The 25,126-nt window shown below is 70.3% G+C and carries 27 protein-coding genes; 24 read left to right on the top strand and 3 right to left on the bottom strand.

Annotated features, from left to right (window positions below; all coding sequences use genetic code 11):
• The 12 genes from ACFXPK_RS00650 (at position 1) to ACFXPK_RS00595 (ending at position 10,474) form a co-directional block, all read left to right on the top strand.
• Positions 1-1,287 (top strand): CpaE family protein, encoded by a 1,287-nt coding sequence (locus tag ACFXPK_RS00650; RefSeq protein WP_384992637.1) that lies wholly within the window; start codon positions 1-3, stop codon positions 1,285-1,287.
• 257 nt (positions 1,288-1,544) lie between these two features.
• Positions 1,545-1,874, top strand: a complete 330-nt coding sequence (locus ACFXPK_RS00645) for a septum formation initiator (protein ID WP_385070042.1) — start codon at positions 1,545-1,547, stop codon at positions 1,872-1,874.
• 4 nt (positions 1,875-1,878) lie between these two features.
• Positions 1,879-2,268: a TadE/TadG family type IV pilus assembly protein gene (locus ACFXPK_RS00640; RefSeq protein ID WP_384995756.1), complete on the top strand. Its 390-nt coding sequence runs from the start codon at positions 1,879-1,881 to the stop codon at positions 2,266-2,268.
• Between the two features lie 56 nt (positions 2,269-2,324).
• Positions 2,325-3,662, top strand: a complete 1,338-nt coding sequence (locus ACFXPK_RS00635; RefSeq protein ID WP_384995758.1) for a CpaF family protein — start codon at positions 2,325-2,327, stop codon at positions 3,660-3,662.
• Between the two features lie 10 nt (positions 3,663-3,672).
• On the top strand, positions 3,673-4,611 hold the full coding sequence (locus ACFXPK_RS00630) for a type II secretion system F family protein (RefSeq protein ID WP_384995761.1): 939 nt from the start codon (positions 3,673-3,675) through the stop codon (positions 4,609-4,611).
• 13 nt (positions 4,612-4,624) lie between these two features.
• Complete coding sequence (locus tag ACFXPK_RS00625; RefSeq protein ID WP_384995764.1) at positions 4,625-5,509, top strand: DUF5936 domain-containing protein; 885 nt, start codon at positions 4,625-4,627, stop codon at positions 5,507-5,509.
• Between the two features lie 45 nt (positions 5,510-5,554).
• Positions 5,555-6,871 (top strand): sensor histidine kinase, encoded by a 1,317-nt coding sequence (locus ACFXPK_RS00620; RefSeq protein ID WP_385070035.1) that lies wholly within the window; start codon positions 5,555-5,557, stop codon positions 6,869-6,871.
• Positions 6,872-6,913: 42 nt separating this feature from the next.
• Positions 6,914-8,026 carry a response regulator gene (locus tag ACFXPK_RS00615; RefSeq protein WP_385070032.1) on the top strand — a complete coding sequence of 371 codons (1,113 nt, stop codon included), beginning with the start codon at positions 6,914-6,916 and terminating at the stop codon, positions 8,024-8,026.
• A 218-nt stretch (positions 8,027-8,244) separates the two neighbouring features.
• On the top strand, positions 8,245-8,490 hold the full coding sequence (locus ACFXPK_RS00610) for a hypothetical protein (protein WP_385070029.1): 246 nt from the start codon (positions 8,245-8,247) through the stop codon (positions 8,488-8,490).
• Positions 8,487-9,182 carry a pilus assembly protein TadG-related protein gene (locus ACFXPK_RS00605; RefSeq protein ID WP_385070027.1) on the top strand — a complete coding sequence of 232 codons (696 nt, stop codon included), beginning with the start codon at positions 8,487-8,489 and terminating at the stop codon, positions 9,180-9,182. Before ACFXPK_RS00610 ends, ACFXPK_RS00605 begins: the two co-directional genes overlap by 4 nt.
• A 30-nt stretch (positions 9,183-9,212) precedes the next feature.
• Entirely contained in the window at positions 9,213-9,812 is a 600-nt protein-coding gene (locus ACFXPK_RS00600) for a hypothetical protein (RefSeq protein ID WP_384995776.1), read from the top strand.
• 59 nt (positions 9,813-9,871) lie between these two features.
• A complete protein-coding gene (locus ACFXPK_RS00595) occupies positions 9,872-10,474 on the top strand; it encodes an OmpA family protein (RefSeq protein WP_384995838.1) in 603 nt (200 codons plus the stop codon).
• Positions 10,475-10,644: 170 nt separating this feature from the next.
• Here the strand turns inward: ACFXPK_RS00595 and ACFXPK_RS00590 are convergent, their stop codons facing one another.
• Positions 10,645-11,250, bottom strand: a complete 606-nt coding sequence (locus ACFXPK_RS00590; RefSeq protein ID WP_384995778.1) for a dihydrofolate reductase family protein — start codon at positions 11,248-11,250, stop codon at positions 10,645-10,647.
• On the opposite strand from ACFXPK_RS00590, the gene ACFXPK_RS00585 reads away from it, so the two are divergent.
• The 5 genes from ACFXPK_RS00585 to ACFXPK_RS00565 all read left to right on the top strand — a co-directional run bounded on the left by ACFXPK_RS00585 (position 11,249) and on the right by ACFXPK_RS00565 (position 14,823).
• The gene (locus ACFXPK_RS00585) at positions 11,249-11,500 is read left to right on the top strand and encodes a hypothetical protein (RefSeq protein ID WP_384995781.1); all 252 of its coding nucleotides are present in this window, start codon (positions 11,249-11,251) and stop codon (positions 11,498-11,500) included. The two genes, ACFXPK_RS00590 and ACFXPK_RS00585, sit on opposite strands and share 2 nt — an antisense overlap.
• 220 nt (positions 11,501-11,720) lie before the next feature.
• Positions 11,721-12,101: a hypothetical protein gene (locus ACFXPK_RS00580; protein ID WP_385070022.1), complete on the top strand. Its 381-nt coding sequence runs from the start codon at positions 11,721-11,723 to the stop codon at positions 12,099-12,101.
• Positions 12,098-13,645 carry a hypothetical protein gene (locus ACFXPK_RS00575; RefSeq protein WP_385070019.1) on the top strand — a complete coding sequence of 516 codons (1,548 nt, stop codon included), beginning with the start codon at positions 12,098-12,100 and terminating at the stop codon, positions 13,643-13,645. The genes ACFXPK_RS00580 and ACFXPK_RS00575 overlap by 4 nt, the downstream gene beginning before the upstream one ends.
• Before the next feature lie 34 nt (positions 13,646-13,679).
• Entirely contained in the window at positions 13,680-14,291 is a 612-nt protein-coding gene (locus ACFXPK_RS00570; RefSeq protein ID WP_385070016.1) for a hypothetical protein, read from the top strand.
• A gap of 94 nt (positions 14,292-14,385) precedes the next feature.
• Positions 14,386-14,823: a DUF3592 domain-containing protein gene (locus tag ACFXPK_RS00565; RefSeq protein WP_385070013.1), complete on the top strand. Its 438-nt coding sequence runs from the start codon at positions 14,386-14,388 to the stop codon at positions 14,821-14,823.
• A gap of 25 nt (positions 14,824-14,848) precedes the next feature.
• On the opposite strand, the gene ACFXPK_RS00560 is transcribed toward ACFXPK_RS00565, so the two are convergent.
• Positions 14,849-15,220 (bottom strand): DUF192 domain-containing protein, encoded by a 372-nt coding sequence (locus ACFXPK_RS00560; protein WP_385070010.1) that lies wholly within the window; start codon positions 15,218-15,220, stop codon positions 14,849-14,851.
• A gap of 127 nt (positions 15,221-15,347) precedes the next feature.
• Here ACFXPK_RS00560 and ACFXPK_RS00555 point away from each other — a divergent pair, with 127 nt between their 5' ends.
• Together ACFXPK_RS00555 and ACFXPK_RS00550 are read left to right on the top strand one after the other, a co-directional pair.
• Positions 15,348-16,328, top strand: a complete 981-nt coding sequence (locus tag ACFXPK_RS00555) for a prepilin peptidase (protein WP_385070007.1) — start codon at positions 15,348-15,350, stop codon at positions 16,326-16,328.
• Positions 16,329-16,406: 78 nt separating this feature from the next.
• On the top strand, positions 16,407-17,189 hold the full coding sequence (locus ACFXPK_RS00550; protein ID WP_385070004.1) for a class I SAM-dependent methyltransferase: 783 nt from the start codon (positions 16,407-16,409) through the stop codon (positions 17,187-17,189).
• 595 nt (positions 17,190-17,784) lie between these two features.
• On the opposite strand, the gene mgrA is transcribed toward ACFXPK_RS00550, so the two are convergent.
• Positions 17,785-18,822 carry an L-glyceraldehyde 3-phosphate reductase gene (gene mgrA, locus ACFXPK_RS00545; RefSeq protein WP_384995802.1) on the bottom strand — a complete coding sequence of 346 codons (1,038 nt, stop codon included), beginning with the start codon at positions 18,820-18,822 and terminating at the stop codon, positions 17,785-17,787.
• A gap of 149 nt (positions 18,823-18,971) precedes the next feature.
• Here mgrA and ACFXPK_RS00540 point away from each other — a divergent pair, with 149 nt between their 5' ends.
• From ACFXPK_RS00540 to ACFXPK_RS00520, 5 genes are all read left to right on the top strand, one after another.
• Complete coding sequence (locus ACFXPK_RS00540) at positions 18,972-19,733, top strand: isoprenyl transferase (RefSeq protein ID WP_384995840.1); 762 nt, start codon at positions 18,972-18,974, stop codon at positions 19,731-19,733.
• Positions 19,734-20,149: 416 nt separating this feature from the next.
• The gene (locus ACFXPK_RS00535) at positions 20,150-21,475 is read left to right on the top strand and encodes a PhoH family protein (protein ID WP_384995804.1); all 1,326 of its coding nucleotides are present in this window, start codon (positions 20,150-20,152) and stop codon (positions 21,473-21,475) included.
• A 369-nt stretch (positions 21,476-21,844) separates the two neighbouring features.
• A complete protein-coding gene (locus tag ACFXPK_RS00530) occupies positions 21,845-22,588 on the top strand; it encodes a transglycosylase SLT domain-containing protein (protein WP_384995807.1) in 744 nt (247 codons plus the stop codon).
• 152 nt (positions 22,589-22,740) lie between these two features.
• Entirely contained in the window at positions 22,741-24,207 is a 1,467-nt protein-coding gene (locus tag ACFXPK_RS00525; protein WP_385070001.1) for an AI-2E family transporter, read from the top strand.
• The gene (locus ACFXPK_RS00520) at positions 24,204-25,010 is read left to right on the top strand and encodes a hypothetical protein (RefSeq protein WP_385069998.1); all 807 of its coding nucleotides are present in this window, start codon (positions 24,204-24,206) and stop codon (positions 25,008-25,010) included. Before ACFXPK_RS00525 ends, ACFXPK_RS00520 begins: the two co-directional genes overlap by 4 nt.
• Positions 25,011-25,126: the final 116 nt, after the last annotated feature.

Below are 25,126 nucleotides of genomic sequence, written 5' to 3'. Positions count from 1 at the left end.
ATGTCGACGAGGATCATCCCGGCCGTCGGGGACGCCGACGCGGCCAGATCCATCACCACCCTGCTCAGCCAGCTCCCCGACGTGGAGCCGGCGCCGCCCGTCTCGGACTCGACGCAACTCGTCGACCTACTCGCCCGGCTCGCGGGCGAATCCCTCGACGAACTGCCCGAAGTGGTGCTGGTGCACGAGCGGATCGGCCCGGTCCCGGCACTGGAGCTGATCCGCGAGGTGGCGCTCCGCTTCCCGGCGGTCGGGGTCGTCCTCGTCACGGCCGACGCCAGCCCCGGCCTCTTCGCGGCGGCCATGGACTCGGGCGCCCGCGGCCTGGTCGCGATGCCGCTCAGCTACGAGGAACTGGCCAACCGGCTCCAGGCCGCCGCCCAGTGGTCGGTGGGGGTACGCCGTCACCTCGGCCACGGCGGCGACGTCTTCACGGGCCCGGGCGGCACCGTCGCCACGGTCACCGGAGCCAAGGGCGGCGTGGGGGCGACCCTGGTCTCCATCCAGCTCGCCCTGGCCGCCCAGGCGAGCGGCCGGACGGTCGCCCTGGTGGACATGGACCTCCAGGCCGGCGACGTCGCCTCGTATCTCGACGTGCAGTTCCGCCGCTCGATAGTCGACCTGGCCGCCATCACGGACATCTCGCCACGCGTCCTGTCCGACGCGGTCTTCAGCCACGCCAGCGGCCTGGCCCTGCTCCTCGCCCCCGGCGAGGGCGAACGCGGCGAAGAGGTCACCGACCGCGCGGTCCGCCAGATCGTCGGCGCGCTGCGCTCCCGGTACGACGTGGTCGTCATCGACTGCGGTACGCAGATGACGGGCGCGAACGCCGCCGCCGTGGAAATGTCCGACACCGCGCTCCTGGTCACCACACCGGACGTGATCGCGGTACGGGCGGCGAAGCGCATCGTACGGCTGTGGGACCGGCTCCAGATCCGCAAGGCGGAGGAGACCACGACGGTCGTCAACCGCTACAGCCGCGCCACGGAGATCCAGCCGGCCCTGATCCAGAAGATCACCGGCACCCGCCTGGCGAACTCCGCGGTCCCCGCGAACTTCAAGGAACTCCAGGGCGTGGTCGACGCGGGCCGGCTGCACGAACTGGAGAGCAAGAGCGTCGTCAAACAGGCGCTGTGGGGACTGGCCGGGGAACTCGGCCTGGTGAAGATCCCCGAAGGCACCCAGAAGAACGCCAAGTTCCGCAACGACCGGGGCGCGATCGGCCCCCGCCGCCGCAGGGGCGGCGGGAGCAGACCGGGTTCCGGCTCCAAAGAGGGGAATGGCTGACCATGCGCGCTCCCGGGGAACGAACCGGCCGGCGGAGGCAGACCCGGACGCGGTCGCACATTCCGGACGCGCCACCCCGCCCCCTCCGCACCGGGCCCCGGCCCCGACCGGGGACCGGGGCCCGGCCGGGGACCGGACTGAGGCTCCGACCCCGGCCGTGGTCCGGGCCGGGGACCGGACTGAGGCTCCGGCTCCGGCCGTGGTCCGGGCTGCGGTCACGCGGCAGCTCCGACCGGGGGCAGACCGCGATCGAGTTCGTGGGCGTCACCCCGCTGATCATCCTGCTCCTGGTGGCGCTCTGGCAGTGCGCGCTGATCGGGTACACGTTCGTACTGGCGGGGAACGCGGCGGACGTCGGGGCGCGTACCGGCACCGGAGCCGCCCTGGGCACGCAGTCGGGGGAGTGCGTGCGCGCGGCCAAGGAAGACCTCCCGAGCGCTTGGGGCGGCGCCGCGGGCGTTGTGTGCTCCGGGGAGCCCGGCCTCTTCCGTGCCACGGTCACGCTCCACGTACCGGTTCTCATGCCCGGCGCACTGAACTTCCCGTTCAAGGTCGACGGCGTGGCCGCCTCGGTGAAGGAGAGCTGAAGCCATGACGGAGCGCAAGGCCACCACACACCGCCGTCGCCGCGATGCGGGCCAGGTCGCCCTGGAGTACCTGGGCTTCATCCCGCTGCTGCTGATCGTGGCACTGCTGGCCATTCAGCTCGGGATCGCCGCGTACACCGCCAACCAGGCGGGCACCGCGGCCCGTGTGGCGGCGCGGACGGCGAGCCAGGACGAGCTGGACAGGGAGCTGGACCCCGAGCCGGCCGGGAGGGCCGCGATCAGCGGCTGGCTGTCGGACGACCTGTCCTTCGTCCACAGTTCGGGCGCCCGTGACACCACGTACACGGCCGAGATCGAGATCCCCTCCGTGGTTCCGGGCATGGAAGGCCGCTGGGGAGCGGCGAAGCGCAGCTCCACCATGCCTCTTGACTGAGCACCACAGGCCCGCCGGCATCCCGGCGGGCCGGCACCACCGAGGAGTTACGCACCATGAGTCTGCGGGCACGGATCACCTCCCCCGAGGAGAACGGCGCGACGGGGGAGGACAGCCACCTCGTCGTCACCTACCGCGCCAAGCTGCTGGAAGAGATCGACCTCGCCGAGATGTCCGCCCTGGCGGCCGCCGACCGGCGGACCCGGCTGGAGCGGGTCCTCGGGCACATCATCAGCCGCGAGGGACCGGTCCTCTCCACCGTCGAGCGCGCCCAGCTCATCCGCCGGGTCGTCGACGAGGCTCTGGGCCTCGGCATCCTGGAGCCTCTGCTGGAGGACGCCTCGATCACGGAAATCATGGTGAACGGGCCCGACCAGATCTTCGTCGAGCGCGGCGGCCGGGTGGAACAGCTCCCGATGCGCTTCGGCTCGCACGATCAGCTCATGCAGACCATCGAGCGCATCGTCTCCACCGTCAACCGGCGCGTCGACGAGTCCAACCCGATGGTCGACGCCCGGCTGCCGTCCGGTGAGCGTGTCAACGTCATCATCCCGCCGCTCTCCCTGACGGGCGCCACCCTCACCATCCGCCGGTTCCCCCGCGCCTTCACCCTGACCGAGATGCTCAACTTCGGCTCGCTGGACCAGCAGATGGTCCTTCTGCTGTCCGGTCTCGTCCAGGCGAAGTTCAACATCATCGTCTCGGGCGCCACCGGCACCGGCAAGACGACCCTGCTCAACGCGCTCTCCGGGCTGATCCCCGAGGGCGAGCGCATCATCACCATTGAGGACTCCGCCGAACTCCAGCTCCAGCAGTCCCATGTCATCCGGCTGGAGTCCCGCCCGGCCAACGTCGAGGGCAAGGGGCACATCAGCATCCGCGACCTTGTCCGCAACTCCCTGCGTATGCGCCCCGACCGTATCGTCGTCGGTGAGGTCCGAGGCGGCGAGTCCCTCGACATGCTCCAGGCGATGTCCACCGGTCACGACGGGTCCCTCGCCACGGTCCACGCCAACAACGCGGAGGACGCGCTGATGCGTCTCCAGACCCTGGCGTCGATGTCCGACATCAAGATCCCCTTCGAGGCGCTGCACGACCAGATCAACAGCGCTGTCGATGTGATCGTCCAGCTCACCCGGCACGCCGACGGCTCCCGCCGGGTCACCGAGATCGCGATGCTCGACTCGCACGGCAGGGACGCGTACCGCATCGTCAGCGCCGTCCGGTTCAACGCCCGGCCCGTGGACGCCGACGGGCGGATCCACGGCGCCTTCCAGTACTTCCCGCTCCCGCGCAGTGTGGCCGAGCGTCTCTACATGGCCAACCAGCCCATTCCGCAGGCCTTCGGAGTCGCCGCGTCCGAAGAACAGCTCCTCACCCGAGAGGCCAAGTAGGTAGCCCGCCATGGACAATCTCGTTCTGCCCACGATCGGCGTCACCTTGCTGTGCTGCCTGTTCGGAGTCATGGGCGTGCACGCCTACGCGGCGGGCAAATCCCAGCGCCAGGCGCTCGTCGACCGGCTCTCCACCACCGGCCAGATACCGGTCGTCGGCCGTCACCGCAGGTTCGGCGGGCTGGACCGCAGGCTCCGCAGGACGAGGTTCGGCAAGAAGCTCGAACTCAAACTGGCGTCGACCGGTCTCGACGTCACCCCGGGCGAGTACTTCGTCTACATGCTCGCCGCGGTGGTCGCGCTCTGGCTGATCGCGTCGTCCATCCTCGCCTCGTTCTTCGGCCCGCTCGCCGGACTCGCGGCGCTGTGGGGCGCCAACACCTTTCTCAACTGGCAGCGCACCAAGCGGACCGAGCGCTTCATCAACCAGCTCCCCGAGCTGTCCCGCATCCTCGCCAACGCCACCCAGGCCGGACTCGCCCTGCGTACGTCCATCGCCATGGCGGCCGACGAACTGGAGGCGCCGGCGGGCGAGGAGCTGAGCCGGGTCGCCCGGCGGCTGGCGGTGGGGGAGTCGCTCGACAACGCCCTCGGCGAGCTGTCCGAGCGGCTGCCCTCCCGCGAGCTGGTCGTGCTGGTGACCACCCTGGTGCTCTCCAACCGGGCCGGCGGTACGGTCGTCAGCTCGCTGCGCAACCTCACGGAGACGCTGGAGGAGCGCAAGGAGACCCGTCGTGAGGTCAAGACCCAGCTCTCCCAGGTCACCGTGACCGCGTACGCCGTCCCGGGCTTCGGTTTCGCCGCGCTGCTCCTGCTGAACGCGGTGATGCCGGGCGCCCTCGACCGTATGACCAGCGCGCTCATCGGACAGGTCTCCGTGATCGTCGCGCTGATTCTCTACGCCATCGGATTCGTCGTGATCCGCCGCCTGTCCCGTATCGACATCTGAGAGGAGGGCAGACATGGAACTGCTGCTCGCGCTCGTGATCGGACTCGGTGTCTACGGTGCCCTCCACGGCATCCGGATGTACCGGGCCGACGCCAAACTGCCCGGTGACCTCGCCATCGCCCTGGAGGTCGGGTCCACCCGTACGAGCGCCGTCGGCTCCGGCATCGACCGGCTCGGTATGCGCTGGGCTCCCGCCGTGCTGCGGATGATGGGCCCCAAGCAGGTCAACAAGAAGCGCCGCCAGATCGACCTGGCGGGCAACCCGGGCGGTCTCACCATCGACCGCTACGCGGCCCGGCGCGCCGTCTACGGCGCCCTGGGGCTCGCCGGTGCCTTCTCGATGATCATCCGAGGCCAGGTCCTCCTCTCCGTCGTGATGATCCTCTTCGGTCTCTTCTGGATCGAGGTGGGCATCTGGTCCGCCGTCCGTGTCCGCCGGGACCACATCGAACGGACCCTGCCCGACTTCCTCGACGTCCTCGCCGTCGTCGTCAGCGCCGGCCTCGGATTCCGGCAGGCGCTCGACCGGGTGTCCGAGAAGTACGAGGGGCCCTGGTCCGACGAGCTGCGCATCACCCTGCGCCAGATGGACATGGGCGTCAGCCGTCGTCAGGCGTTCGAGGAGCTGCGCAAGCGCAACGACTCCGAGCAGGTCGCGATGTTCGTCACCGCACTCCAGCAGGGCGAGGAACTGGGCGCGCCGATCGTCGACACGCTGATCGCCATCGCCAACGACATGCGCCGCACCGACGCCCAGAACGCGCGGCGCAAGGCGGCCAAGGCCGTCCCGAAGGCGACCTTCGCGGTCACCTCGTTCCTGCTGCCCGGCACGCTGCTGCTGCTGACGGTCGGCTTCGTGTACGGGGCGGACGTGGACTTCAGTTTCCTGGGCGGCTGACATGACCCACACCACGGGGGAAGCAGGAAAGGAGGTGTCAGGCACATGGCAGGACAACTGGCCAGGCTGAGAGGCGGGTTGACCGCGGAACTACGGATCGCCCCGGCCGAGCCCGAGAGCGAACCGGCCCTCTCCCTACAGCTCAACGCGCTCCAGGCGATGTGCCGCCAGGTCTTCGGATTCCGGCTGGCGATGATCGCCATGGCCACTCCGTTCGCCCTGGCGGGCACCGCGCCCGGCGCACCGACGGTGCTGGTCGGCGGCGCCGTCCTGGTCACGTTCATGGGCTCGTACGTCCTGTTCCGCGACTGGGAGCGGTTCGGCCCCCTGCTGCTGCGGCACCCCCTGCTGCTGGGGGTGGACACCGTCTTCGGCGCCCTCCTGCTGGTCACCGCGACACCCGACTCGACCCTGGGGTACGTCACCGTCTGCACCCCGCTGCTGGCGGGCCTCGTCTACGGCTGGCGGGGCGGGGCGCTCTTCACGTCGCTGCAGATCCTCATCCTCGCGCTGGTCTACCTGACCAGCGAGAAACTGACCGCCACCGTCGCCACGGCGCTGCTCCTCCCGGGCTTCTGCGTCATCGCGGGCGCCGTCGGTGTCACCCTGCGCGGCCTGCTGCTCCGCTTCGGCAGCGCCAGCCAGGCGCTGACCGAGACCCGGGCGCGGCTCGCCGTGAGCGAGGCGATCGAGGAGGAACGGGCGCGGCTCGCCCGGGAGATGCACGACTCGGTCGCCAAGACGCTGCACGGTCTGGCGATGGCGGCCGAAGGACTCGCGGGCTCCGCGGGGCGGATGGACCCGCAGACCGTACGGCAGCAGGCCGAGCTGGTCGCGCGCGCGGCCCGCCGGGCCGCGGGCGAGTCACGGGAACTGCTCTCGGACCTGCGCCGCGAGTCGGGGCTCGACGGAGGAGTGGCCGTCGTCGACGAACTCCACGCCCGCACGGATGACTTCGGCCTTCGCAGCGGGCTCACGGTGTCGTTCCGGCGGTTCGGTGACGAGAACGTGCCCGCGATGCCCCACGCGGTGGCGCGGCAGTTGCTCACGATCGCCTCCGAGGCGATGGAGAACGCGCACCGCCACGCCCGGCCGGAGAACGTGGACGTGTCCGCGGGCACGGTCGGCGACCAGTTCCGTATCAGCGTCTACGACAACGGCCGGGGGCTCCCGCCCGGCGTCACCCTCGACGGTCTCCGGCGGGCCGGGCACTTCGGCCTCGTCGGGATGGTCGAACGGGCCGCGGCGATCGGGGCCCGTATCCGCATCGGCAGGGGCAAGGCGGCGGCCGGTACGGAAGTACGTGTCGACCTGCCCCTCGTGGCGCTCCGCCCGGCGCCACCGCCCGACGAACAGGGCTGACCCCCGCTCCCGCTCCCGTTTCCCCAGAGAGGAGACCGCACGATGCCGGACGACCCTTCCCGCACCTCGGACCAGCAGCACCCACCACGTCATGCGTCCCAGTACACGTCGGCGCACGACGGGGCTCCTCACTCCCCCCTGCCGTCCATCCCCCTGCCGGCGCCCCCGCCCGCCGTTGAATCCACCGGGCTGCCGGACTTCCCGGGCCCCCTGGCCGCCGTACCGCTGCGGGTGGTCGTCGCCGACGACAACCCCGTCGTACGCGCCGGGCTCACGGCGCTGCTCTCCGGCCGGGACGACATCCAGGTCGTGGGCGAGGCGGCGGACGGCCGCCAGGCGTACGAGGTGGCCCGGCGGACCGGTCCCGACGTCGTCCTGCTCGACGTGCGGATGCCGGGCGTCGACGGCATCTCGGCCCTGCCCCACCTCGTACGGATATCCCCGGTCATGATGCTGACGTACAGCCGGGAGAGCGAGATCGTCCACGAGGCGCTGCGACTGGGGGCCGGCGGCTATCTGGTCCATGGCGAGTTCACCGCGGACCAGCTCGTCGCGGCCGTACGGGACATCAAGCAGGGCCGGGCCCACTTCACCCCCACGGCGGCCAACGCCCTGCTGGACCACATGCGCAGCGGCCCGGCCCCCGCACGGAGCCTGCCGCTCCCGGAAGGCCTGGGCACGGTGTACACGACGGGCCTCCTCCACGGCGGTGACCCGCGGCCCCCAACCCACTCCACACACCCTGATGCGAATGCACATGCAAACGTTTCGAGTGTGCCCTCGCCCCGGGGCGCCAGAACCGGCCAAAGAGCTGATGGGTTGGTGTCGAACGGGCCTCGAAATCCTCAAGGGGTTTCGCAAATGCAATCTACTGTGTCACAGTCCAGGGGTGGGCCGCGCAGTGCCCCCGCACGCCGCAACCGGGAAGAGTTCGGGCTGAGTTCGAGGGAGGTGGAGATCATGGAGCTGATCGCGTCCGGCATGAGCAATCAGCAGATCGCCGCCACCTGTTTCATCAGTGAGAAGACGGTCAAGAACCACATCAACCGGATCTTCGCCAAGCTGCACTGCGCCAGTCGCAGCGAGGCGATAGCGAAGTGGCTCGGCACGACGCCGGGCGGGGGAGCGGGGACAGGGGCGGTCGGCCATGGCTGAGCAGGGGAGCGCGCGGACCCGGCCGAGGGGCACGAGGGCCCAATCCCGGCTTTGGGCCCGGGATTGGGCCCTGGGGCCCTCTGGCACATCCGGTGGTACGGCGTACGTTTCTCATGTCGCCAACGGAACCGGCCAGGAGGAAGTCGGTAACGGGGACGGCACGGAAGAGACGCACTCGTCGGCCGGCAGGCGGTCGGCCGAACCCGGAGGGGAACCCCATGTCGAACAACATGATGCTGAAGGCCGCCGTCGACACCAAGGTCCGCGTGAACGGCTGGACGAACACCGCCGTCATGAAGATCCAGAAGCGCTCGCAGGCCGGGGACCGCGGCCAGACGGCCTTCGAGTACCTGGGCATCATCCTGGTGGTCGTCGCGATCATCGGTGGCATGGTGGCCTCGGGGATCGGCTCGGCGATCACGACGCGCATCACCGAGCTGGTGGGCACCATCACCGCCGGATGATCCAGCGCCGACACGGCGATCGAGGGCAGGCTTTCCCCATCTACATCGTGATGGTGGCGAGCCTGCTCTTTCTCGCGTTCGCTTTCTTCACCGTCGGCAAGGCGTCCGCCGTCCGCAACGGTGCGCAGGGCGCGGCGGACGCCGCGGCGCTCGCGGCGGCCCAGGAAGCCCGGGACGAGATGGGAACCGGGTTCCTCGCCGCGCTGCTGCTGCCGGGGGGACTGGACGACTTCTTCGAGGGCAACGGCAGATTCTCCAACGGCGGCCCCTGTGCCCAGGCACGGGTGCTCGCCGAGAAGAACCGTGCTGAGGTGAGGTCCATCGGCGGTGGCCCCGGCTGTTTCCCGCGACTCGGCTTCCTGCGGGACGAGTTCACCGTAGAGGTCAGGACCCGCTACACCGTGGGCAAGTCCGTGCTCCCCGGCACGGAGGAGCAGCACGCCACCGCCCGAGCGAAGGCCGTGGTCGAATTCCGGTGTCTGCTGCCCGAGCCCGAGCCCGGAGACAGCGACGCGCCGGGCGGCGGGGCGGACGGCGGTACGGGCGATGGTAAAGACGAGGACGACACGCCCCGTCCGATCGACTTCACCTGTCACGGTGGACGTCAGGTCACCATCGACCCCACCGAGCCTGGCGCCTGGCTGGATTTGAGCAAGATCCTCTTTACCGTGCACCTGGTCGATGCGGACTGACAGCGAATGACGAGCAAAGGAACAGCAGACATGGGCATTCGGCACATCACGAAGGGCCGCAGGGGAGTGGCGGTGGCCGCGATGGCGGTCACGCTGGCCCTGACTGTGGCTGGCTGCGGCGGCGGTGACAACGACGACAGCAAGAAGACGGGGTCCACCTCGTCCTCGCAGCCGTCGGCCGAGAAGAGCAAGGACCAGGACACCTCTTCCGCCGATCAGCCGGATCCGAATGTGAAGCTGGCCGAGGTCACCGGGCGCAGTGGTCTGGTTCTGGTCGTCAACCAGGTCGCACGTGACTCCGGTGGCTTCGTCACGATCAGCGGGGTGATCAACAACCCGACCGATCAGGTGGTCAACATGTCTGGATTCGCGGGGGCCGAGACGCAGGTGGTGTCGAAGAGCCCCAACTCCGTCGCAGGCGCCACGTTGGTCGACAAAGCAGGCAAGAAGCGCTACTACATTCTCCGTGACACGGAGATGCGCTGCCTCTGCACCATAGGGCTGTTGCCGCTCCAGCCGGGCAAGTCGGCACCGGTCTTCATGCAGTTCCCCGCACCGCCTGAGGGCACCACGGACGTCGACCTCAGTCTGCCGACCTTCGCTGTCGCCTCGTTGAAGATCTCCGGGTGATGGACGACATGACCTACACCCGTACCCGTACGAGGTACCCACGCAGCGCCGGCGCGACGATGGTGGTGTTGGCGTTCCTGGCGACCGCACATGTGGTCGGCGCCGGACCCGCCGTCGCGGACGACGCCCCGAGCGTGCCGCCCGGCACCGAGACGTCCGCCTCGCCGCCGGTCGAGGTGGACGCCAACTCCCCCCACCTCAAGCTGCCCCAGGGTGGCACGCTGGCGCCGGCCAAGGTGCTCGACATCGTGCAGGTCGTCGAGGACCAGGGCGGCGAGGAACGTCGCGAGGACACCAACGAGACCGTCAAGTTCGCCCTCCAGGCCGAGGTCCTCTTCGGCAAGGACAGCGCGGCGCTGAGCGGCCAGGCGAACGGCCGAATCGCCGCCATAGCCAACGAGATCAAGAAGCAGAACGCGACGAAGATCCGCGTCTTCGGCTTCACGGACAATCTGGGCTCCTACGAGCACGGCAAGGTCCTCTCCAAGCAGCGTGCCGACGCGGTCCAGAAGGTGCTCGGCACGGACCTGGCCAACGCGGGGATCACCTACGAGGTCCGCGGATACAGCGAGGACTTCCCGATCGCGGACAACAGCACGGAAGAAGGACGCAAGAAAAACCGCCGCGTGGAGGTCTCCTTCCCGCGCGGCGAGCAGCAGTAAGCGAGCTCGCGTTTCTCAGCGCCGTAGGGCATCAAGAGCCTTGGTGGAATCGCACGGCAGTTGGCACTTGGCAGATGGAAGACAGAAACGCCACTGCCAAGAGTCATGCAGTGCACGGAGCTTCACTTTTCTGGGTGACCCGGGCGGTAGTCCGGGTCACCCAGGAGGCGTCACCCGCGGTGCCCATGGCCCGTGGCTCCCGGACGGGCGCTCTGGCGCTTGACCTCGTACCGGGTCAGGATCACGCCGCAGGGGAACGACCGCGTCTCCACCAGGTTCAGGTTCACCCAGTTGTCCAGCGCGGTGAAGAACGGCGTGCCGCCGCCCGCCAGGACCGGTGCGGTGGCCAGCACGTACTCGTCGATGAGGCCGGCCCGCATGGCCGCCCCGGCGAGCGTCGCGCCGCCGATGTCCATCGGGCCGCCGTCCTCGGCCTTGAGCCGGGTGATCTCGGCGACCGCGTCGCCGGTGACCAAGCGGGTGTTCCAGTCGACCTGGTCGATCGTCGTCGAGAACACCACCTTCGACATGTCCCGCCAGCGGCGCGCGAATTCGATCTCCGCCGGGGTGGCGCCCGGCTGCTGGTCGCCGGTCGGCCAGTAGGAGCTCATCGTCTGCCACAGCTTGCGCCCGTACAGCGACAGTTCGGTCGCCCGCAACTGGTCGGACCAGAACTGGAACAGCTCGTCGCTCGGCACGCTCCAGCCGATGTCGTCGCCGGGCGCTGCGATGTAGCCGTCCAGGGTCAGGTTCATGCCGTAGATCAGTTTCCGCATGGCGCCAGCCTTCCGTGAGTCGGTCTCACGCGTACAGACCGGCGCGCCGCGGGAAACTCATCGCTCCGCCGAGGAAACGGAAGACGCGGGCCGGAAGACGCGGGCCGGGAAGGATGACGAGGCCGCCGCCAAGGAGCAGATGGGCGGCGTGGAGGTGCCGCCGGGCTTCCAGGTGGTACGTACGGGGACGGTCGTCGCCGCCAACCGCACCCCGGACAGGCCCGCGCCGGGCGCCACGTCCTCGCCCTGAAACCCCGTGACGGGCACGAGTTCTCGCCATACATACGGGTGTTTGGGTCTGCCTCTGGGCCCACGGGCCCACGACCTCCCCTTCCCCTCCCCCCTACGGTGGACCGGTCGAATCCGGCCAACACAAACAGGGGGAAGCGCGTATGCGTGGGACTGGAGGGCCGCCGTACCGGGGGGCCGGGCACGGGTATGCGGAGCCGGAGAGCGGTGGGCTGCCTGCGATGGCCGTGGCCTGGGCGGCGGGATTCGTCGTGCTGGCCTTCACCTCGTACCTCCAGGTCACCTACGTCTACGAGACGTTGGGATCGACCGAGCGGCTGGAATCGTTCGGCGGCCGGCTGCTGCTGATCCATCTGCCGAACGCCGTCTGCGTGGCGCTCGGCGCCTGGGCGTCCTCGCGCGCGCATCGCGAGCCCTTCAGGGATCTGCCCGTACGGCATGCCGTCGCCGTGTTCACGGTGCCCGTGCTCGCCCAGGCTCTGAACCTCGCCATCAGGTGGGACCGGGTGTCCGTCGAAGGCGCGCTGATGTCCAGCGCCGTCGTCGTGGCCGGAGCGGTCACCGGATACGCCGTGGACCGGATACGCGAGGGGGAGCGATGAGCGGGGGACGTACGGGGGAGGCGCGGCGCCGGTTCGGATCGGACGGCGGGGCCACCGCCCTGGAGTACCTGGGCGCGATCATCGTCGTCGTCGCCCTCGTCCTCGGGATCAGCGCGGCCGGTATCGGCGGCTCCATCGGTGACCGTATCCGCTGCGCCATCCCCGCCCTCGGTGGCGGTGGCGGCGCCTGTGCCTCCGGCGGGGACGGCAAGGACGACGACGAGCCCCTCGCCGACAAGGACTTCGAGCCCCCGCTCTGCACGATCTCCACCCTCTCGGACACCGCGGGCGGCAAGGCCAAGATCGGCTGGTTCGAGTGGGGCCAGGACTACGGCTTCCAGGACAGGACCATGCGGGCCAACTACGACGTCAACGGGGACGGCAAGGTCGACGACAAGGACCAGCTCATCTACACGACGTTCACCGACTCCGCGAGCGCCGGAGTCACCGCGGGCTTCGGCGGCAAGATGGGCAAGCTCGGTACGGGCTCGGTCGACCTCGGCGCCGGCGTGAAGGTCAGCAACGGCGACACCTGGGTCTTCAAGAGCCGGGACGAGGCCGAGTCCTTCCGCGAGGACCTGGAGAAGCTGAAGATGTACGAGATACGCCGCACCTCCCCGGGCGGCGCCGAGGCCAGCGTCGGCGACAGCATCCTCTACCTCTTCGGCAAGGGCGCCCTCAAGGACGAGGAGAACATCCGCAACCGCGTCGAGGACAAGCTCAAGGACCGCCACATCAGCCAGGCATCGGTCGGCGTGTACGGCAAGGCGGGCGGCGAACTCTCGGTCAACGCCGACGCGGAGGGAACCCTCAGCGGCAAGCTGGGCGCGGACGTGAAGATCAGCGGCGACGCGCTCGTCACCAAGGACGACTTCCGCGGCACCAAGTCGTACACCTACTCCGTCAAGGCGGACGGCACGATCGGCGCGGGCGTGGACGCGGGCGGCGTCAAGAAGGGCAAGCACCTCACCGGCGAGCGCTCGGCCACCGTCACCGTCACCCGGGACCAGAAGACCGGCGAACTGCTGCGCATCGACTTCACCCAGACCACCGAGACCTTCAGCGGCCGGTCCGGCGGGGTCAGCGGCAGCAACGGCAAGGACGGCAAGGACAAGCGCGGCGGCAGCGGCAAGAACACCGACAACTCCGGCGGCAGCGACATCGGCGTCGTCACCAACACCATCGCCTTCGACAAGGGCCCGCAGGGCGACGCCGACCGGGCCGTCGGCCAGGCGTGGCTGGACGGCGGCGGCGACCACACCGCGGCCTTCGAGTACCTGCTGGACACCAACGCCCCCACCAGCCGCCCCGGCGCGGACGACCCCTTCGGGCGGCTCCTGTTCGACAAGGGCAAGTCGAGCAGGACATCGTACGATGGCATGTCCGACGCGCAGGAGTACGGCTTCGAGCTGAACCTGGGGATCTCGATCGGGGCCTCCATCTCGATGGAGAACAAGTCCGAGACCCTCAAGGACGCCGAGTTCCTCGGCGCGCCGAGGGACGGGAAGCGGGACTACGTGCCGTACAGCTACTGCGCCAAGTGACCCCCGCCGCTCCGGTACCAGTGAGGAAACAGGGATGATCTTCAAGTCCACGCCGAAGCCGACACCTTCGAAGCCGCGGCGGCACGGTGTCCGTACGGCCGTCACCGCCGGCCTCGCCGCCGCGCTCCTGACCGCCTGCGGAACCGGCGGCAAGGAAGCGGCGACGACCCCGCAGGGCTGGTCCACCCTGACGACCGACCGGCTCACCGTCGCGTATCCGGCGGAGTTCAAGGAGGTCGCCGCCGCGGACCTCGCCGAGGGGAACGCGGCGGGAGCCGTCCGTACGAAGGACGGCTCCCCGGTCGGCGCGATCTACGTCGAGTTCGACTACGGGCAGGGCATCAACGACGCCGACATGGCCGGTACGGCAGCCGAGGCGCGCGTCCAACTCGGCGCGACCCCCTCCGAGACCACCGAGATCGAGGTCGCGGGGCCCGACGGCCGGGCGGAGGCGCGCCGTGTCGACTGGACCTCGACCTCGACCGGTGCGAAGGGGCAGCCCCCCAAGGGCACGAAGCTCGCGGGTGTGATGATCGCCGGTCTGGACACCAAGGACCGTCCGTACCTCATCACGGTCAACGCCGAGAAGGGGCTGCTGTCCGACAAGGACATCAAGGACATCGTCTCCGGCGTCTCCCTCAAGTAACGAAGCAGAGAAACAAAGAAACACAGAAACACAGAAGCAAAGAAGCAGAGAAGCAGAGAAGCAGAGAAACAGCGGCAGCGGATCGGAGTACGGCGTGTGGATCGAAGCGCTCTTCCTGCTCGTGGGGGTCGCGGCCCTCGCCGTCTCCGTCCACTTCGCCCGACGGCTCCTCATGGTGCTCGTCCTCCTCCGGAGCGGACGGCGTGCCGAGGGCCGGTGCGTGGACCGGCAGGTCTCCACCCACTCGGGTGTGGCGGGCGGCTCGCCCCGCTCCCACCCCGAGTTCGTCTTCGCCTTCCGTACGGAGGACGGCACCGCCGTCGAGTTCAAGGACCGGCCCGGCATGTTCGGCCACGAGGTGGGGGCGCCGGTCAGGGTCAGCTACGACCCGAGGTCCCCGCACAGACGTGCCACCATCGCGGGCCCCGGCGCCTGGGGCCCGGTCTACGTTCCCGCGCTGATCTGCCTGGGCACCGCCCTGTTCGCCCTGGCCCCGCTGCTGGCCGTCGCCGCCAAGGAAGGGCTGCTGTAGTAACGGCTGCTGCAGTACGGGTGGGTCAACCGGCCTGCTGTACGGCCACGCTCACCCGGGTCCCCGGCCGCAGCCCCCACCGTTCCATCGCCCCGGCCTCCGCCTCCAGTACATGGCGGGCCCGCAGTCGCGGCAGATGGAGCCGGCCCGGCTTCACCGTCCGGACCTGGACGACCTTCAACGAGCGGTCCAGATAGGCCACATCGATCGTGAAGCCCATCCGGAAGGTGTGCACGCTGTTGCACGGCGTGATCAGCAGCGCCCCGTCGATCCCCGTCCGGCCGAGCAGCCCGCGCCGCCGTGTCCCGTACGAGGCGGCGACCTCCAGCGCCACCTCCACCGGGCCGTCCTGCCCCGCGACCGTCAGCCGTCCCCTGCCGTTCCGCCATGTACCCATGGCCGTAGACCGTAGCGCCCGGTGGCGGCGTCGGGACGTCCTGCGGCCGTCATCTGGGTCCTGGTGCTCAGGAAGTGGGCCCCAGGACCCATGACCGGACCCGGCGGGTGGACCTAGGGTCGGTGGGGTGTACGCCACGCTGATCGTCCTCGCCGTTCTCTGGGGCGCCGCCACCGGGGTGCTGCTGCCGCGCGCCGCGTACCGGTTCTCCGTCGAGCCCGACGACCCGTGGCGCGACCGCTGCCCGGCCGGACACCTGATCGGCGGGGCGGCCGGCGGCTGGATCGGCACGGCGAGGTGCCCGGGGTGCGAGGCCGCCGGCATCGACGTGACCGCTCCAAGCGGTACACGCACAGATACGAGTACAGATACGCGTACAGACGCAGGTACGGATGCGGGTACAAGTACGCATACGGATACGAGTACGCGTACAGATGCGGGTACAAGTGCGGATACGAGTACGAGTACGGATGCCCGCACCGCCCCCGCCCCCACGCCCGACGTCCCCGCCCACTCCGGCCCGCCCGACGCCTCCCTCGTCCGCTACGCGCCCTCCCGCCTCGTCCCCCTCCTCGGCGCCCTCGGCTGCGGCGCCCTCGCCGCCGCCACCGGGCCCCGCCCCGAGCTGGCCGTCTGGCTGCTGCTCGCGCCCGTCGCCCTGCTCCTCGCCCTCGTCGACCGCAACGTCCACCGCCTCCCCGACCAGCTCACCCTGCCCCTGGCGCTCGCCGCCGCCGTACTCCTCGGGCTGGCCGCACTGGTCCCCGGCGGCGCGGACGACGGCGGCGACGGGCGCTCCTGGCCGACGGCGCTGCTCGGCGGGGTGGTCCTCGGGGCCTGCTACTTCGTGCTGTTCCTGATCAACCCGAACGGCATGGGCTTCGGCGACGTCAAGCTGGCCCTCTCCCTCGGTGTCGTCCTCGGCTGGTACGGCTGGGCGGTGCTCTTCGTGGGCGCCTGCGCCGGGTTCCTGCTCGGGGCGCTGTACGGGGTGGGGCTGATGGTGCTGCGCAGGGCGGGGCGCAAATCGGTGATCCCGTTCGGCCCCTTCATGATCGTCGGCGCGCTGCTCGGGCTGCTCCTCGGCGCCCTCTCCGTCGCCCCCTGACCCTCCCCGGGGGCCCGCGCGCGGACCCGTACGAAATGCGTTCGCGACGCCGTTCCCCGCCCTGCCACCATCACCCCCATGCCCACCTTCGAAGAGCTGATCGCCCAAGCCGCGGCCGTGTCCGTCGACGGCTGGGACTTCTCCTGGCTCGACGGCCGGGCCACCGAGGAACGCCCCGCCTGGGGGTACGCCCGCTCCCTGGCCGCCCGGATGGCCCACGCCGGGGCCGCGCTCGACATCGAGACCGGCGGCGGGGAAGTCCTCGCCTCCGTTCCCGAGCTGCCGCCGCTCACCGTCGCCACCGAGTCCTGGCCGCCGAACCTCGCCCGCGCCGGCGCGCTGCTGCGCCCGCGCGGCGTCACCGTCGTGGCGGCCCGGGAGGAGTCGCCGCTGCCCTTCGCCGACGGCGTCTTCGATCTGGTGGCCGCCCGCCACCCGGTCCGTGTGTGGTGGGACGAGATCGCGCGGGTCCTGCGCCCCGGCGGCCGGTACTTCTCCCAGGAGGTCGGTCCGGCCAGCGTCTTCGAGCTGGTGGAGTACTTCCTCGGGCCCCAGCCGCCCGAGGCCCGGTCCGCGCGCGACCCCGGGCGGGCCGTGGCCGCCGCGGAGGCGGCCGGTCTCCATGTGGTGGATCTGCGGACGGCGTCCCTGCGCACCGAGTTCCACGACATCGGCGCCGTCGTCTACTTCCTGCGCAAGGTCGTCTGGATGGTGCCCGGCTTCACCGTCGAGGCGTACGCGGACCGGCTGGCGGAGCTGCACCGTCTGATCGAGGCCGAGGGGCCCTTCGTGGCGACGACGACCCGTTTCCTGATCGAGGCGGTCCGCCCGGAGCGTTCTCCCGCGTCCACGGCCCCCTGACGAGAGGGTGCGCGGCGCCCCTGAACGCTCTCCGCGTCAAGGCGGGACTGCCCGGGATCGCCCCTGCGAGGGACGACACAGTATGGCGACTACTCGCCATTTTCCTTGGCCGTCGCCGGAAAAGCCTGGTGGCGGGGGTCCCTCATCATGGACCGCCGCTTTCGGAGCGTCATCCTGCTGCACGAGGGGCCCCACGATCCCTCACGAAGGGTTATGGTGGAAACCCCCCCTCGGGCCGGTCCGTATCCCCCCCCACGGACCGGCCCGTTTTCTGTCCCGGTCCGGTCACCGGGCCGGGGCAGGAGACGACAGGTGGCCCCGGTTCCGCTTCCATCCCCGGGCGGCCTCCGCGCCGTCGCCCTTCGCCCTTCGCCCCTGGTCCAGTCCAGGTCCGGCCCGGATCCGGTGCCGATCCGGATACGGAGCCCGGTGCGGCCCGCGCCGGATCCCGGCCGGGCACGGGGCCCCGGCCCGGTCGCGCACCGGCCGCCCCGGCTTCCGTACGGGCACGCCGTCGCCCCGGTCCCCGCCCCGGCGCACGGTCCGCGCGCGGTCCGGGCGCTCACAGCGTGTCAGCCCCGGGCGTCACGGAATGTCAGCTTCGACCCGCCCAGATGTTGGTCCCCGCCGTGTCCACGGCGAAGCCGTCGATCTCCTTCAGCTCCTCCGCCGACAGCTTCGGCGCGGAGAGCGCCGCGATGTTCTCCTCCAGCTGCCGCACACCGGACGCGCCGATCAGCGCCGAGGTCATCCGCGGATCCCGCAGCACCCACGTCAGCGCGAGCTGGGCCAGCGACTGGCCCCTGCGCCGCGCGATCTCGTCCAGCCCGCGCAGCCGCCGTACCACGTCGTCCGAGAGCAGATCCGGGTCCAGGGACTTGCCCTGACTGGCCCGGGACCCCTCAGGGATGCCCTTCAGATACTTGCCCGTCAGCAGCCCCTGGGCGAGTGGCGCGAACGAGATGCACCCCATGCCCGCCGTCTCCAGCGTGTCCAGCAGCCCGTCGCTCTCCGTCCAGCGGTTGATCATCGAGTACGAGGGCTGGTGGATGAGGGCGGGGACCCCCATCTCCCGCAGCAGCCGCGCCGCCTCCGCCGTCTGCTCCGCCGTGTACGACGAGACCCCGGCGTACAGCGCCTTCCCCTGCCGTACGGCGGAGGCCAGCGCCCCCATCGTCTCCTCCAGGGGCGTGTTCGCGTCGAAGCGGTGCGAGTAGAAGATGTCGACGTGGTCCAGGCCCATCCGCCGCAGCGAGGCGTCCAGCGACGACAGCAGGTACTTACGGGAACCCCATTCCCCGTAAGGGCCGGGATGCATCAGATATCCGGCCTTGGTCGAAATGACGAGTTCATCCCGGTAGGCCGAGAAATCCTGCGCGAAGATCTTGCCGAAATTCAGCTCGGCGGATCCCGGCGGCGGCCCGTAGTTGTTCGCCAGGTCGAAGTGCGTGACACCGAGATCGAAGGCGCGGCGCAGAATCGCGCGCTGTGTGTCGAGCCTGCGGTCGTCACCGAAGTTGTGCCACAGACCGAGCGAGATCGCGGGCAGTTTGAGGCCACTGCGCCCGGTACGGCGGTACTCCATGGAGTCGTACCGGTCGTCGGCCGCGAGATAAGAGGGAGAATTGGTCATGCTTCCCTCCTTATCACGGACTTGTGACGGACCGGGTTGGGTCAGCGCCCGGGGTCCGCAGTAATGTGACGGCTTCGGGGTCCCCGGGCCGGCCCCAGGATCCCGCCAGCGGACGCGCCGGTCCCCACGGAATCGAGAGGGTGGACTCAGTGAACGTGCGCGACCTGGTGTATCGGCTCTACGCGCGCCGGGTGGAAGGCCGCCTCGACCACGCCCAGGTGCCGAAGCACATCGGCGTCATCCTGGACGGCAACCGTCGCTGGGCGAAGGCCTCCGGCGGCACGGCCGAGCAGGGCCACAAGGCCGGCGCCAGCAAGATCCAGGAACTGCTCGGCTGGTGCTCCGAGACCAAGGTCGAGGTCGTCACCCTGTGGATGCTCTCCACCGACAACCTGGACCGCCCCCAGGACCAGTTGGCCCCGCTCGTCGCGATCATCGAGAACGCGGTCCGCGACCTCGCCGCCGACGGCCGCTGGCGGGTGCACCACGTCGGCACGCTCGACCTGCTGCCCGCCCAGACGCAGACCGTGCTCAAGGAGGCCGAACAGGCCACCCAGGGCAACAAGGGGATACTCGTCAATGTCGCCGTGGGCTACGGCGGCCGGCAGGAGATCGCCGACGCGGTCAGCTCCCTGCTGATGGACCACGCGAGCAAGGGCACCTCCTTCGAGGAGCTGGCCGAGATCGTCGACGTCGACCTGATCTCCTCCCACCTCTACACGCGCGGCCAGCCCGATCCCGATCTGGTCATCCGCACCAGCGGGGAACAGCGTCTCTCCGGCTTCATGCTCTGGCAGAGCGCCCATTCGGAGTACTACTTCTGCGAGGTCTTCTGGCCCGCCTTCCGCAAGGTCGACTTCCTCCGCGCCCTGCGTGACTACGCGGCCCGTCACCGCCGCTACGGAACCTGACCTTCCCCGTACCCCGCAAGGCATCCGTACCGCCGCGGCACCCGTTTCGGCCAGGTGTCCGCCGCCGCCCGCGCGCGCCCCGTCCGGTCCACCACCGGGCCCCGCCGGCCGCGAGCCCAGGGCACTTCACCCACGGTTCACCCACCGTCCGCCGTATGCCGTGGCATGGCGGCGCGTGTTCGAGGGAATACCTCCCCCAGGTCGATGTCCGAAAAGACAGGTCCGTGGACATCGCATCTCAGCGGACGGCATGGGGCCGTCCGCCCGGGAGGCCCTTTGCACCAGGACGACCGTGCGCCACGTCGTACGGGCGACATGGAGGGCCGGCGCTCGGCCCGCGCATGGGGCCCGAGCCCGGCCCACCCGCCCGCGACGCCGTCGCAACCCCGACCTCATCCGAGGGGGTACGTCCTTCCGTGGTGACCAGCACAAAGCGCCGCATGCCCGACAGGCGCACCTACGTTCTCGACACCAGCGTCCTGCTGGCCGACCCGAATGCCATGTCCCGCTTCGAGGAGCACGAAGTCGTGCTCCCCATCGTGGTGATCACGGAATTGGAGGCCAAGAGGCACCATCCGGAGCTCGGCTACTTCGCCCGCCAGGCGCTGCGCCTGCTGGACGACTTCCGTATCCGTTTCGGCCGTCTCGACGCCCCCATCCCGCTGGGCGACCTGGGCGGCACGCTGCGCGTCGAGCTCAACCACTCAGATCCCGGCATCCTGCCCGCCGGCTTCCGATTGGGGGACAACGACTCACGGATCCTCGCGGTGGCGCGCAACCTCCAGGCCGAGGGGTACGACGTCACGGTCGTCTCCAAGGACCTGCCGCTGCGCATCAAGGCGTCGTCGGTCGGTCTCCTCGCCGAGGAGTACCGCGCCGAGCTCGCCATCACCGACGCCTCCGGCTGGACGGGGATGAGCGAAGTCGCGCTCGCCGCCGACCAGGTGGACCTGCTCTTCACGGAGGAGAAGCTCTATGTGCCCGAGGTGAGCGATCTGCCGGTCCACACCGGCCTGGTGCTCCAGTCCGAGCGCGGCAAGGCGCTCGGCCGTATCACCTCCGAGGGCAATGTCCGGCTCGTACGCGGCGACCGTGAGGCCTTCGGGCTGCACGGCCGCAGCGCCGAGCAGCGCATCGCCCTCGACCTCCTCCTCGACCCGGAGGTCGGCATCGTCTCCATGGGCGGGAGGGCGGGTACCGGAAAGTCGGCGCTGGCCCTCTGCGCGGGACTGGAGGCGGTCCTGGAGCGCAGACAGCATCAGAAGGTGATGGTCTTCCGGCCGTTGTACGCGGTCGGCGGCCAGGAGCTGGGCTATCTGCCCGGCTCCGAGGCCGAGAAGATGAGCCCCTGGGCGCAGGCGGTCTTCGACACGCTCTCCGCGGTCGCGGGCCGGGACGTGATCGAGGAGGTGCTGGGGCGCGGCATGCTGGAGGTGCTGCCGCTCACGCACATCCGCGGCCGTTCCCTGCACGACGCGTTCGTCATCGTCGACGAGGCCCAGTCGCTGGAACGGAACGTCCTGCTGACCGTTCTGTCCAGGATCGGGGCCAATTCCCGTGTCGTGCTCACCCATGACGTCGCGCAGCGCGACAATCTCCGGGTGGGCCGTTACGACGGAATTGTCGCCGTCGTCGAGAAACTGAAGGGCCATCCGCTCTTCGCGCATGTCACGCTCACCCGCTCCGAGCGTTCGCAGATCGCCGCGCTCGTGACCGAAATGCTGGAGGACGGCCAGATCTGACCTCGTATCACCACACTTGGCGCCGCCCGGCGAAGCCGAAGAGCTTAGCCGGGCGGCGCTGTGCCGCGCCCCTATTTCCTTGAAACTGCTGGGGCAAACGGCGTGTGAGCTTTCCCACGCAACGAAGAATTGCCTCCCGGCGTTACCTTCCGGCAGAGTCTTGCTTCCGTCAGGCCCCGCATGCGGCACACACGCACCACCAGGGTGCGGCACCACACAACTCCACAACTGCCGCCGCATGCCGCCCGCGCACCACGCGGCACCCTCCGCAAGGGGGTTGTCCACCGGGCCCGTGTCTCCCGTGACCCACGTTGTACGGAGACCAGTGCCAGGGGCACGATCGCGCCCGCGAGGTCACGTATGCGGGCGATGCTGGAAGGACACCGTGTGAGCCGGATCTCGGTCCGGGGATTTGCCGTGGCATCTGCCACCGCGGTCACCACCGTCGGCGCTGTGGTGGGTGTTGCCTCGGGCGACCCCCAGACCTCGGGCGACAATTTCGAGGCGACCGCGGCGGACATGACGCTCCTCGCAGAAATCCCCGCGGGCCAGCAGGCCCAGGTGCAGACCGCTTCGCTGACGCAGCAGGCGGACGCCCAGGCCGCCGCCGCCGACACCACGGCGCGGAAGTCCGCCGAGGAGTCGGCCCGTATCCAGGCCGCGAAGGACGCCAAGGCGAAGAAGCAGGCGGCCGACGACAAGGTCGAGGCGGAGAAGAAGGCCGCCGAGGAAAAGAAGAAGAAGGAGGCCGAGGAGCGCGCGAGCCGCAGCGAGACGCGTTCCACGTCCACCACCGGGTCCTTCCCGCAGCAGAGCTCCTACACCGTGGCCCAGGTCCAGGCGATCGCCCGGTCCATCGTCCCGGCGGACCAGTTCCAGTGCTTCAGCAACATCGTGAACCACGAGTCGACCTGGAACTACAAGGCGCAGAACCCGTCCTCGGGTGCGTACGGACTGGTCCAGGCCCTCCCCGGGTCCAAGATGTCCTCGGCCGGCGCCGACTGGCAGACCAACCCCGCCACCCAGATCAAGTGGGGCCTCGGGTACATGAACGACCGGTACGACAGCCCCTGTGGCGCGTGGTCGTTCTGGCAGGCCAACAACTGGTACTAGATCCACCCCGAGCCCTTCGCGGTGCTCGTGGCGCTCAACCCCGGGAAGCCCCCCGCCGTCCTACGGTGGGGGGCTTCTCCCCTGTACGGTTCTTATCGATCAGGCTCCGGGGAGTGGGCGTGGAGAGCAAGACGGGGGGAAGTGGAAGCTTCATGTCAAGACTGCCAGCGTGGCTCGGTCAGGTGGGTGCGGAGCTCACCCGTTTGGGGGAGCGCCTCGACCAGCGCCAGGCCGAAGCCGAAGCCGACGAGGGGGCCGTGACCGGAGGCGTACGGGACAGCGTCCCGCCGCCTGCGCCCGCCGCCCCCGCCGAAGCCCCCGCCCCTGTCGAAGTTCCCGCTCCCGCCACCGTTCAGGCCAAGGCCGCCCGGGAGCCCGACCCCGCCACCGCCATCCCCTGGGGCATGCGTGTCGCGGGCGAGGCGGCCTGGCGGCTGCTCGTCCTCGGCGGGCTGCTCTGGGTGCTGATGCGGGTCATCAGCGCCCTGCAACTGGTCGTGATGGCCTTTGTCGTCGGCCTGCTGATCACCGCGCTGCTCCAGCCGACCGTCGCCTGGCTCAGGAACCGCGGCGTGCCCCGGGGGCTGGCCACCGCCCTCACCGCGATCTCCGGATTCGTGCTGATGGGGCTGGTCGGCTGGTTCGTGGTGTGGCAGGTCATGGAGAACATCGACGATCTCTCCAACCGGGTCACGGACGGCATCGACGAGCTGAAACGCTGGCTCCTCGACAGCCCGTTCCATGTGACCGAGGACCAGATCAACGGCATCGCCAAGACGCTCAGTGACGCCGTCGGCGCCAACACGGAGGCGATCACGTCCGCCGGGCTCCAGGGCGTGACCGTCATCGTCGAGCTGCTGACCGGCGTGTTCCTCGCCATCTTCTCCACGCTCTTCCTGCTGTACGACGGCCGCACGATCTGGAACTGGTTCCTCAAGCTGGTCCCCGCCCAGGCCCGCGAGGGCGTCTCCGGCGCCGGACCCCGCGCCTGGCACACGCTCACCGCGTATGTGCGCGGCACGGTGCTGGTGGCGCTCATCGACGCGATCTTCATCGGTCTGGGGCTCTACTTCCTCGATGTCCCGCTCGCCGTGCCGCTCGCCGTCATCATCTTCCTGGGCGCGTTCATCCCGCTGGTCGGCGCGGTCATCTCCGGCGCGCTCGCCGTGGTCGTGGCGCTGGTCACGCAGGACGTCTTCACCGCGCTGATGGTGCTGCTCGTCGTCCTCGGCGTGCAGCAGATCGAGGGCCATGTGCTCCAGCCCTTCATCCTGGGCCGGGCCGTACGGGTGCACGCCCTGGCCGTCGTCCTCGCGGTCGCCGTCGGCGGTCTGGTCGCGGGCATCGGCGGGGCGGTGGTGGCGGTGCCGCTGGTCGCGGTCACCAACACGGTCGTCGGCTACCTCCGCGCGTACAGCCAGGAGCAGGAGCTGAGGAACACACCTCCGCCGCACGGCGCGACGGCCCACACCCTCGCCCCGACCCCGGCGCCCGCCCCCGCCGCCCCCGTGCAGGACGCCGCTCCCGCGCAGGGCGCGGGGTCCGAGCCCTCCGACGCGCCGGCCCCGCGCCCCTCGGCCTCGCCCGCCGTGGCGGAGGCGGGCGACAACCCCGGATGATCTCCGAGCCGGAGCTGGCGGGGGACGACGGCGACGGCGCCCACGGTACGGGGGCCGCGCGGGACCGCGCGGCCCCCGAGTCCGTCCCGGAGGCCGAGACACTGGCCGGTGAGGGGCGGCCCGGCCGGGACGTCCTCCGGGGCCGGCCGCCGTGGGCCTGGGCGCTCGGCGGCGCGCTGGCCGCCTCCCTGCTCTGGGCCGGCGGGCTCTACGCGTACGACCTGACGGGCCCGGATCTACGGGGGTACGGGGCCACGCGCGATCTCTGCGCCGCCGCCGAACTGCCCGCGCTGACCGTGCTCCTCGGCCCGAAGAGGGAGCCCCGTCCGGGCGGCGACCGGGACGAGGCGGTCGACCGGGCCATCTGCCATGTGCGGCTGGAGCGGCCGGGCCGGTCCGGCGACCGCGGGGGCGGCGGGGGTGGCGAGGGCTTCCTGGGCGGCACCCCGTCGTACGCCGCCGTCGTCATCGAGTACACCCTGCACAAGAAGGCCGACCCCGCGCCGGAGTTCGAGGCGCTGGCGGCGCCGGTCTCCCTCCACGGGCAGCGGCGCGAGGACATGGGCGCCGTCCCCGGGCTGGGGGACCGGGCGTTCCTGGTGACCTCTCCGGAGCGCACCCTGCCGGGGCTGCGGGTCCTGGACGGGGCGGCCGAACTCTCCCTCTCCGTCTACGAGGTGACCGGCTCCGTGGTCGACCCCACGACCGGTGAGTTCGAGGAGGACGAGCCGCTCCGCCTTGCCGAGATCGAACCCGATCTGATCGAGGACATGCGGGCCCTGATGGCCGCGCTCAAGAAGTGACGTGCGTGCCCGGACGGGCCCGGTAAACGGTTTCGCCCCGCCGGACCCGGGTGGTCCGGCGGGGGGTGGACGCGTGTCGGCCGTAAGCGGTGGGGCGGGTAAGCGGTGTCGGTCTC

Source organism: Streptomyces sp. NPDC059142, assembly GCF_042755665.1.
In the GTDB taxonomy this organism is placed as follows: Bacteria; Actinomycetota; Actinomycetes; order Streptomycetales; family Streptomycetaceae; genus Streptomyces.
This window is presented reverse-complemented; position numbering and strand designations above follow the sequence as displayed.

What these genes read in the sequence shown, in the direction of transcription:
- ACFXPK_RS00650 (WP_384992637.1), top strand. Translation starts at nt 1, where the DNA reads ATGTCGACGAGGATCATCCCGGCCGTCGGGGACGCCGACGCGGCCAGA.
- ACFXPK_RS00640 (WP_384995756.1), top strand. Translation starts at nt 1,879, where the DNA reads ATGACGGAGCGCAAGGCCACCACACACCGCCGTCGCCGCGATGCGGGC.
- ACFXPK_RS00635 (WP_384995758.1), top strand. Translation starts at nt 2,325, where the DNA reads ATGAGTCTGCGGGCACGGATCACCTCCCCCGAGGAGAACGGCGCGACG.
- ACFXPK_RS00630 (WP_384995761.1), top strand. Translation starts at nt 3,673, where the DNA reads ATGGACAATCTCGTTCTGCCCACGATCGGCGTCACCTTGCTGTGCTGC.
- ACFXPK_RS00625 (WP_384995764.1), top strand. Translation starts at nt 4,625, where the DNA reads ATGGAACTGCTGCTCGCGCTCGTGATCGGACTCGGTGTCTACGGTGCC.
- ACFXPK_RS00620 (WP_385070035.1), top strand. Translation starts at nt 5,555, where the DNA reads ATGGCAGGACAACTGGCCAGGCTGAGAGGCGGGTTGACCGCGGAACTA.
- ACFXPK_RS00615 (WP_385070032.1), top strand. Translation starts at nt 6,914, where the DNA reads ATGCCGGACGACCCTTCCCGCACCTCGGACCAGCAGCACCCACCACGT.
- ACFXPK_RS00610 (WP_385070029.1), top strand. Translation starts at nt 8,245, where the DNA reads ATGTCGAACAACATGATGCTGAAGGCCGCCGTCGACACCAAGGTCCGC.
- ACFXPK_RS00605 (WP_385070027.1), top strand. Translation starts at nt 8,487, where the DNA reads ATGATCCAGCGCCGACACGGCGATCGAGGGCAGGCTTTCCCCATCTAC.
- ACFXPK_RS00600 (WP_384995776.1), top strand. Translation starts at nt 9,213, where the DNA reads ATGGGCATTCGGCACATCACGAAGGGCCGCAGGGGAGTGGCGGTGGCC.
- ACFXPK_RS00595 (WP_384995838.1), top strand. Translation starts at nt 9,872, where the DNA reads ATGGTGGTGTTGGCGTTCCTGGCGACCGCACATGTGGTCGGCGCCGGA.
- ACFXPK_RS00585 (WP_384995781.1), top strand. Translation starts at nt 11,249, where the DNA reads ATGGCGCCAGCCTTCCGTGAGTCGGTCTCACGCGTACAGACCGGCGCG.
- ACFXPK_RS00590 (WP_384995778.1), bottom strand. Translation starts at nt 11,250, where the DNA reads ATGCGGAAACTGATCTACGGCATGAACCTGACCCTGGACGGCTACATC.
- ACFXPK_RS00580 (WP_385070022.1), top strand. Translation starts at nt 11,721, where the DNA reads ATGGCCGTGGCCTGGGCGGCGGGATTCGTCGTGCTGGCCTTCACCTCG.
- ACFXPK_RS00575 (WP_385070019.1), top strand. Translation starts at nt 12,098, where the DNA reads ATGAGCGGGGGACGTACGGGGGAGGCGCGGCGCCGGTTCGGATCGGAC.
- ACFXPK_RS00570 (WP_385070016.1), top strand. Translation starts at nt 13,680, where the DNA reads ATGATCTTCAAGTCCACGCCGAAGCCGACACCTTCGAAGCCGCGGCGG.
- ACFXPK_RS00560 (WP_385070010.1), bottom strand. Translation starts at nt 15,220, where the DNA reads ATGGGTACATGGCGGAACGGCAGGGGACGGCTGACGGTCGCGGGGCAG.
- ACFXPK_RS00550 (WP_385070004.1), top strand. Translation starts at nt 16,407, where the DNA reads ATGCCCACCTTCGAAGAGCTGATCGCCCAAGCCGCGGCCGTGTCCGTC.
- mgrA (WP_384995802.1), bottom strand. Translation starts at nt 18,822, where the DNA reads ATGACCAATTCTCCCTCTTATCTCGCGGCCGACGACCGGTACGACTCC.
- ACFXPK_RS00530 (WP_384995807.1), top strand. Translation starts at nt 21,845, where the DNA reads ATGCTGGAAGGACACCGTGTGAGCCGGATCTCGGTCCGGGGATTTGCC.
- ACFXPK_RS00525 (WP_385070001.1), top strand. Translation starts at nt 22,741, where the DNA reads ATGTCAAGACTGCCAGCGTGGCTCGGTCAGGTGGGTGCGGAGCTCACC.
- ACFXPK_RS00520 (WP_385069998.1), top strand. Translation starts at nt 24,204, where the DNA reads ATGATCTCCGAGCCGGAGCTGGCGGGGGACGACGGCGACGGCGCCCAC.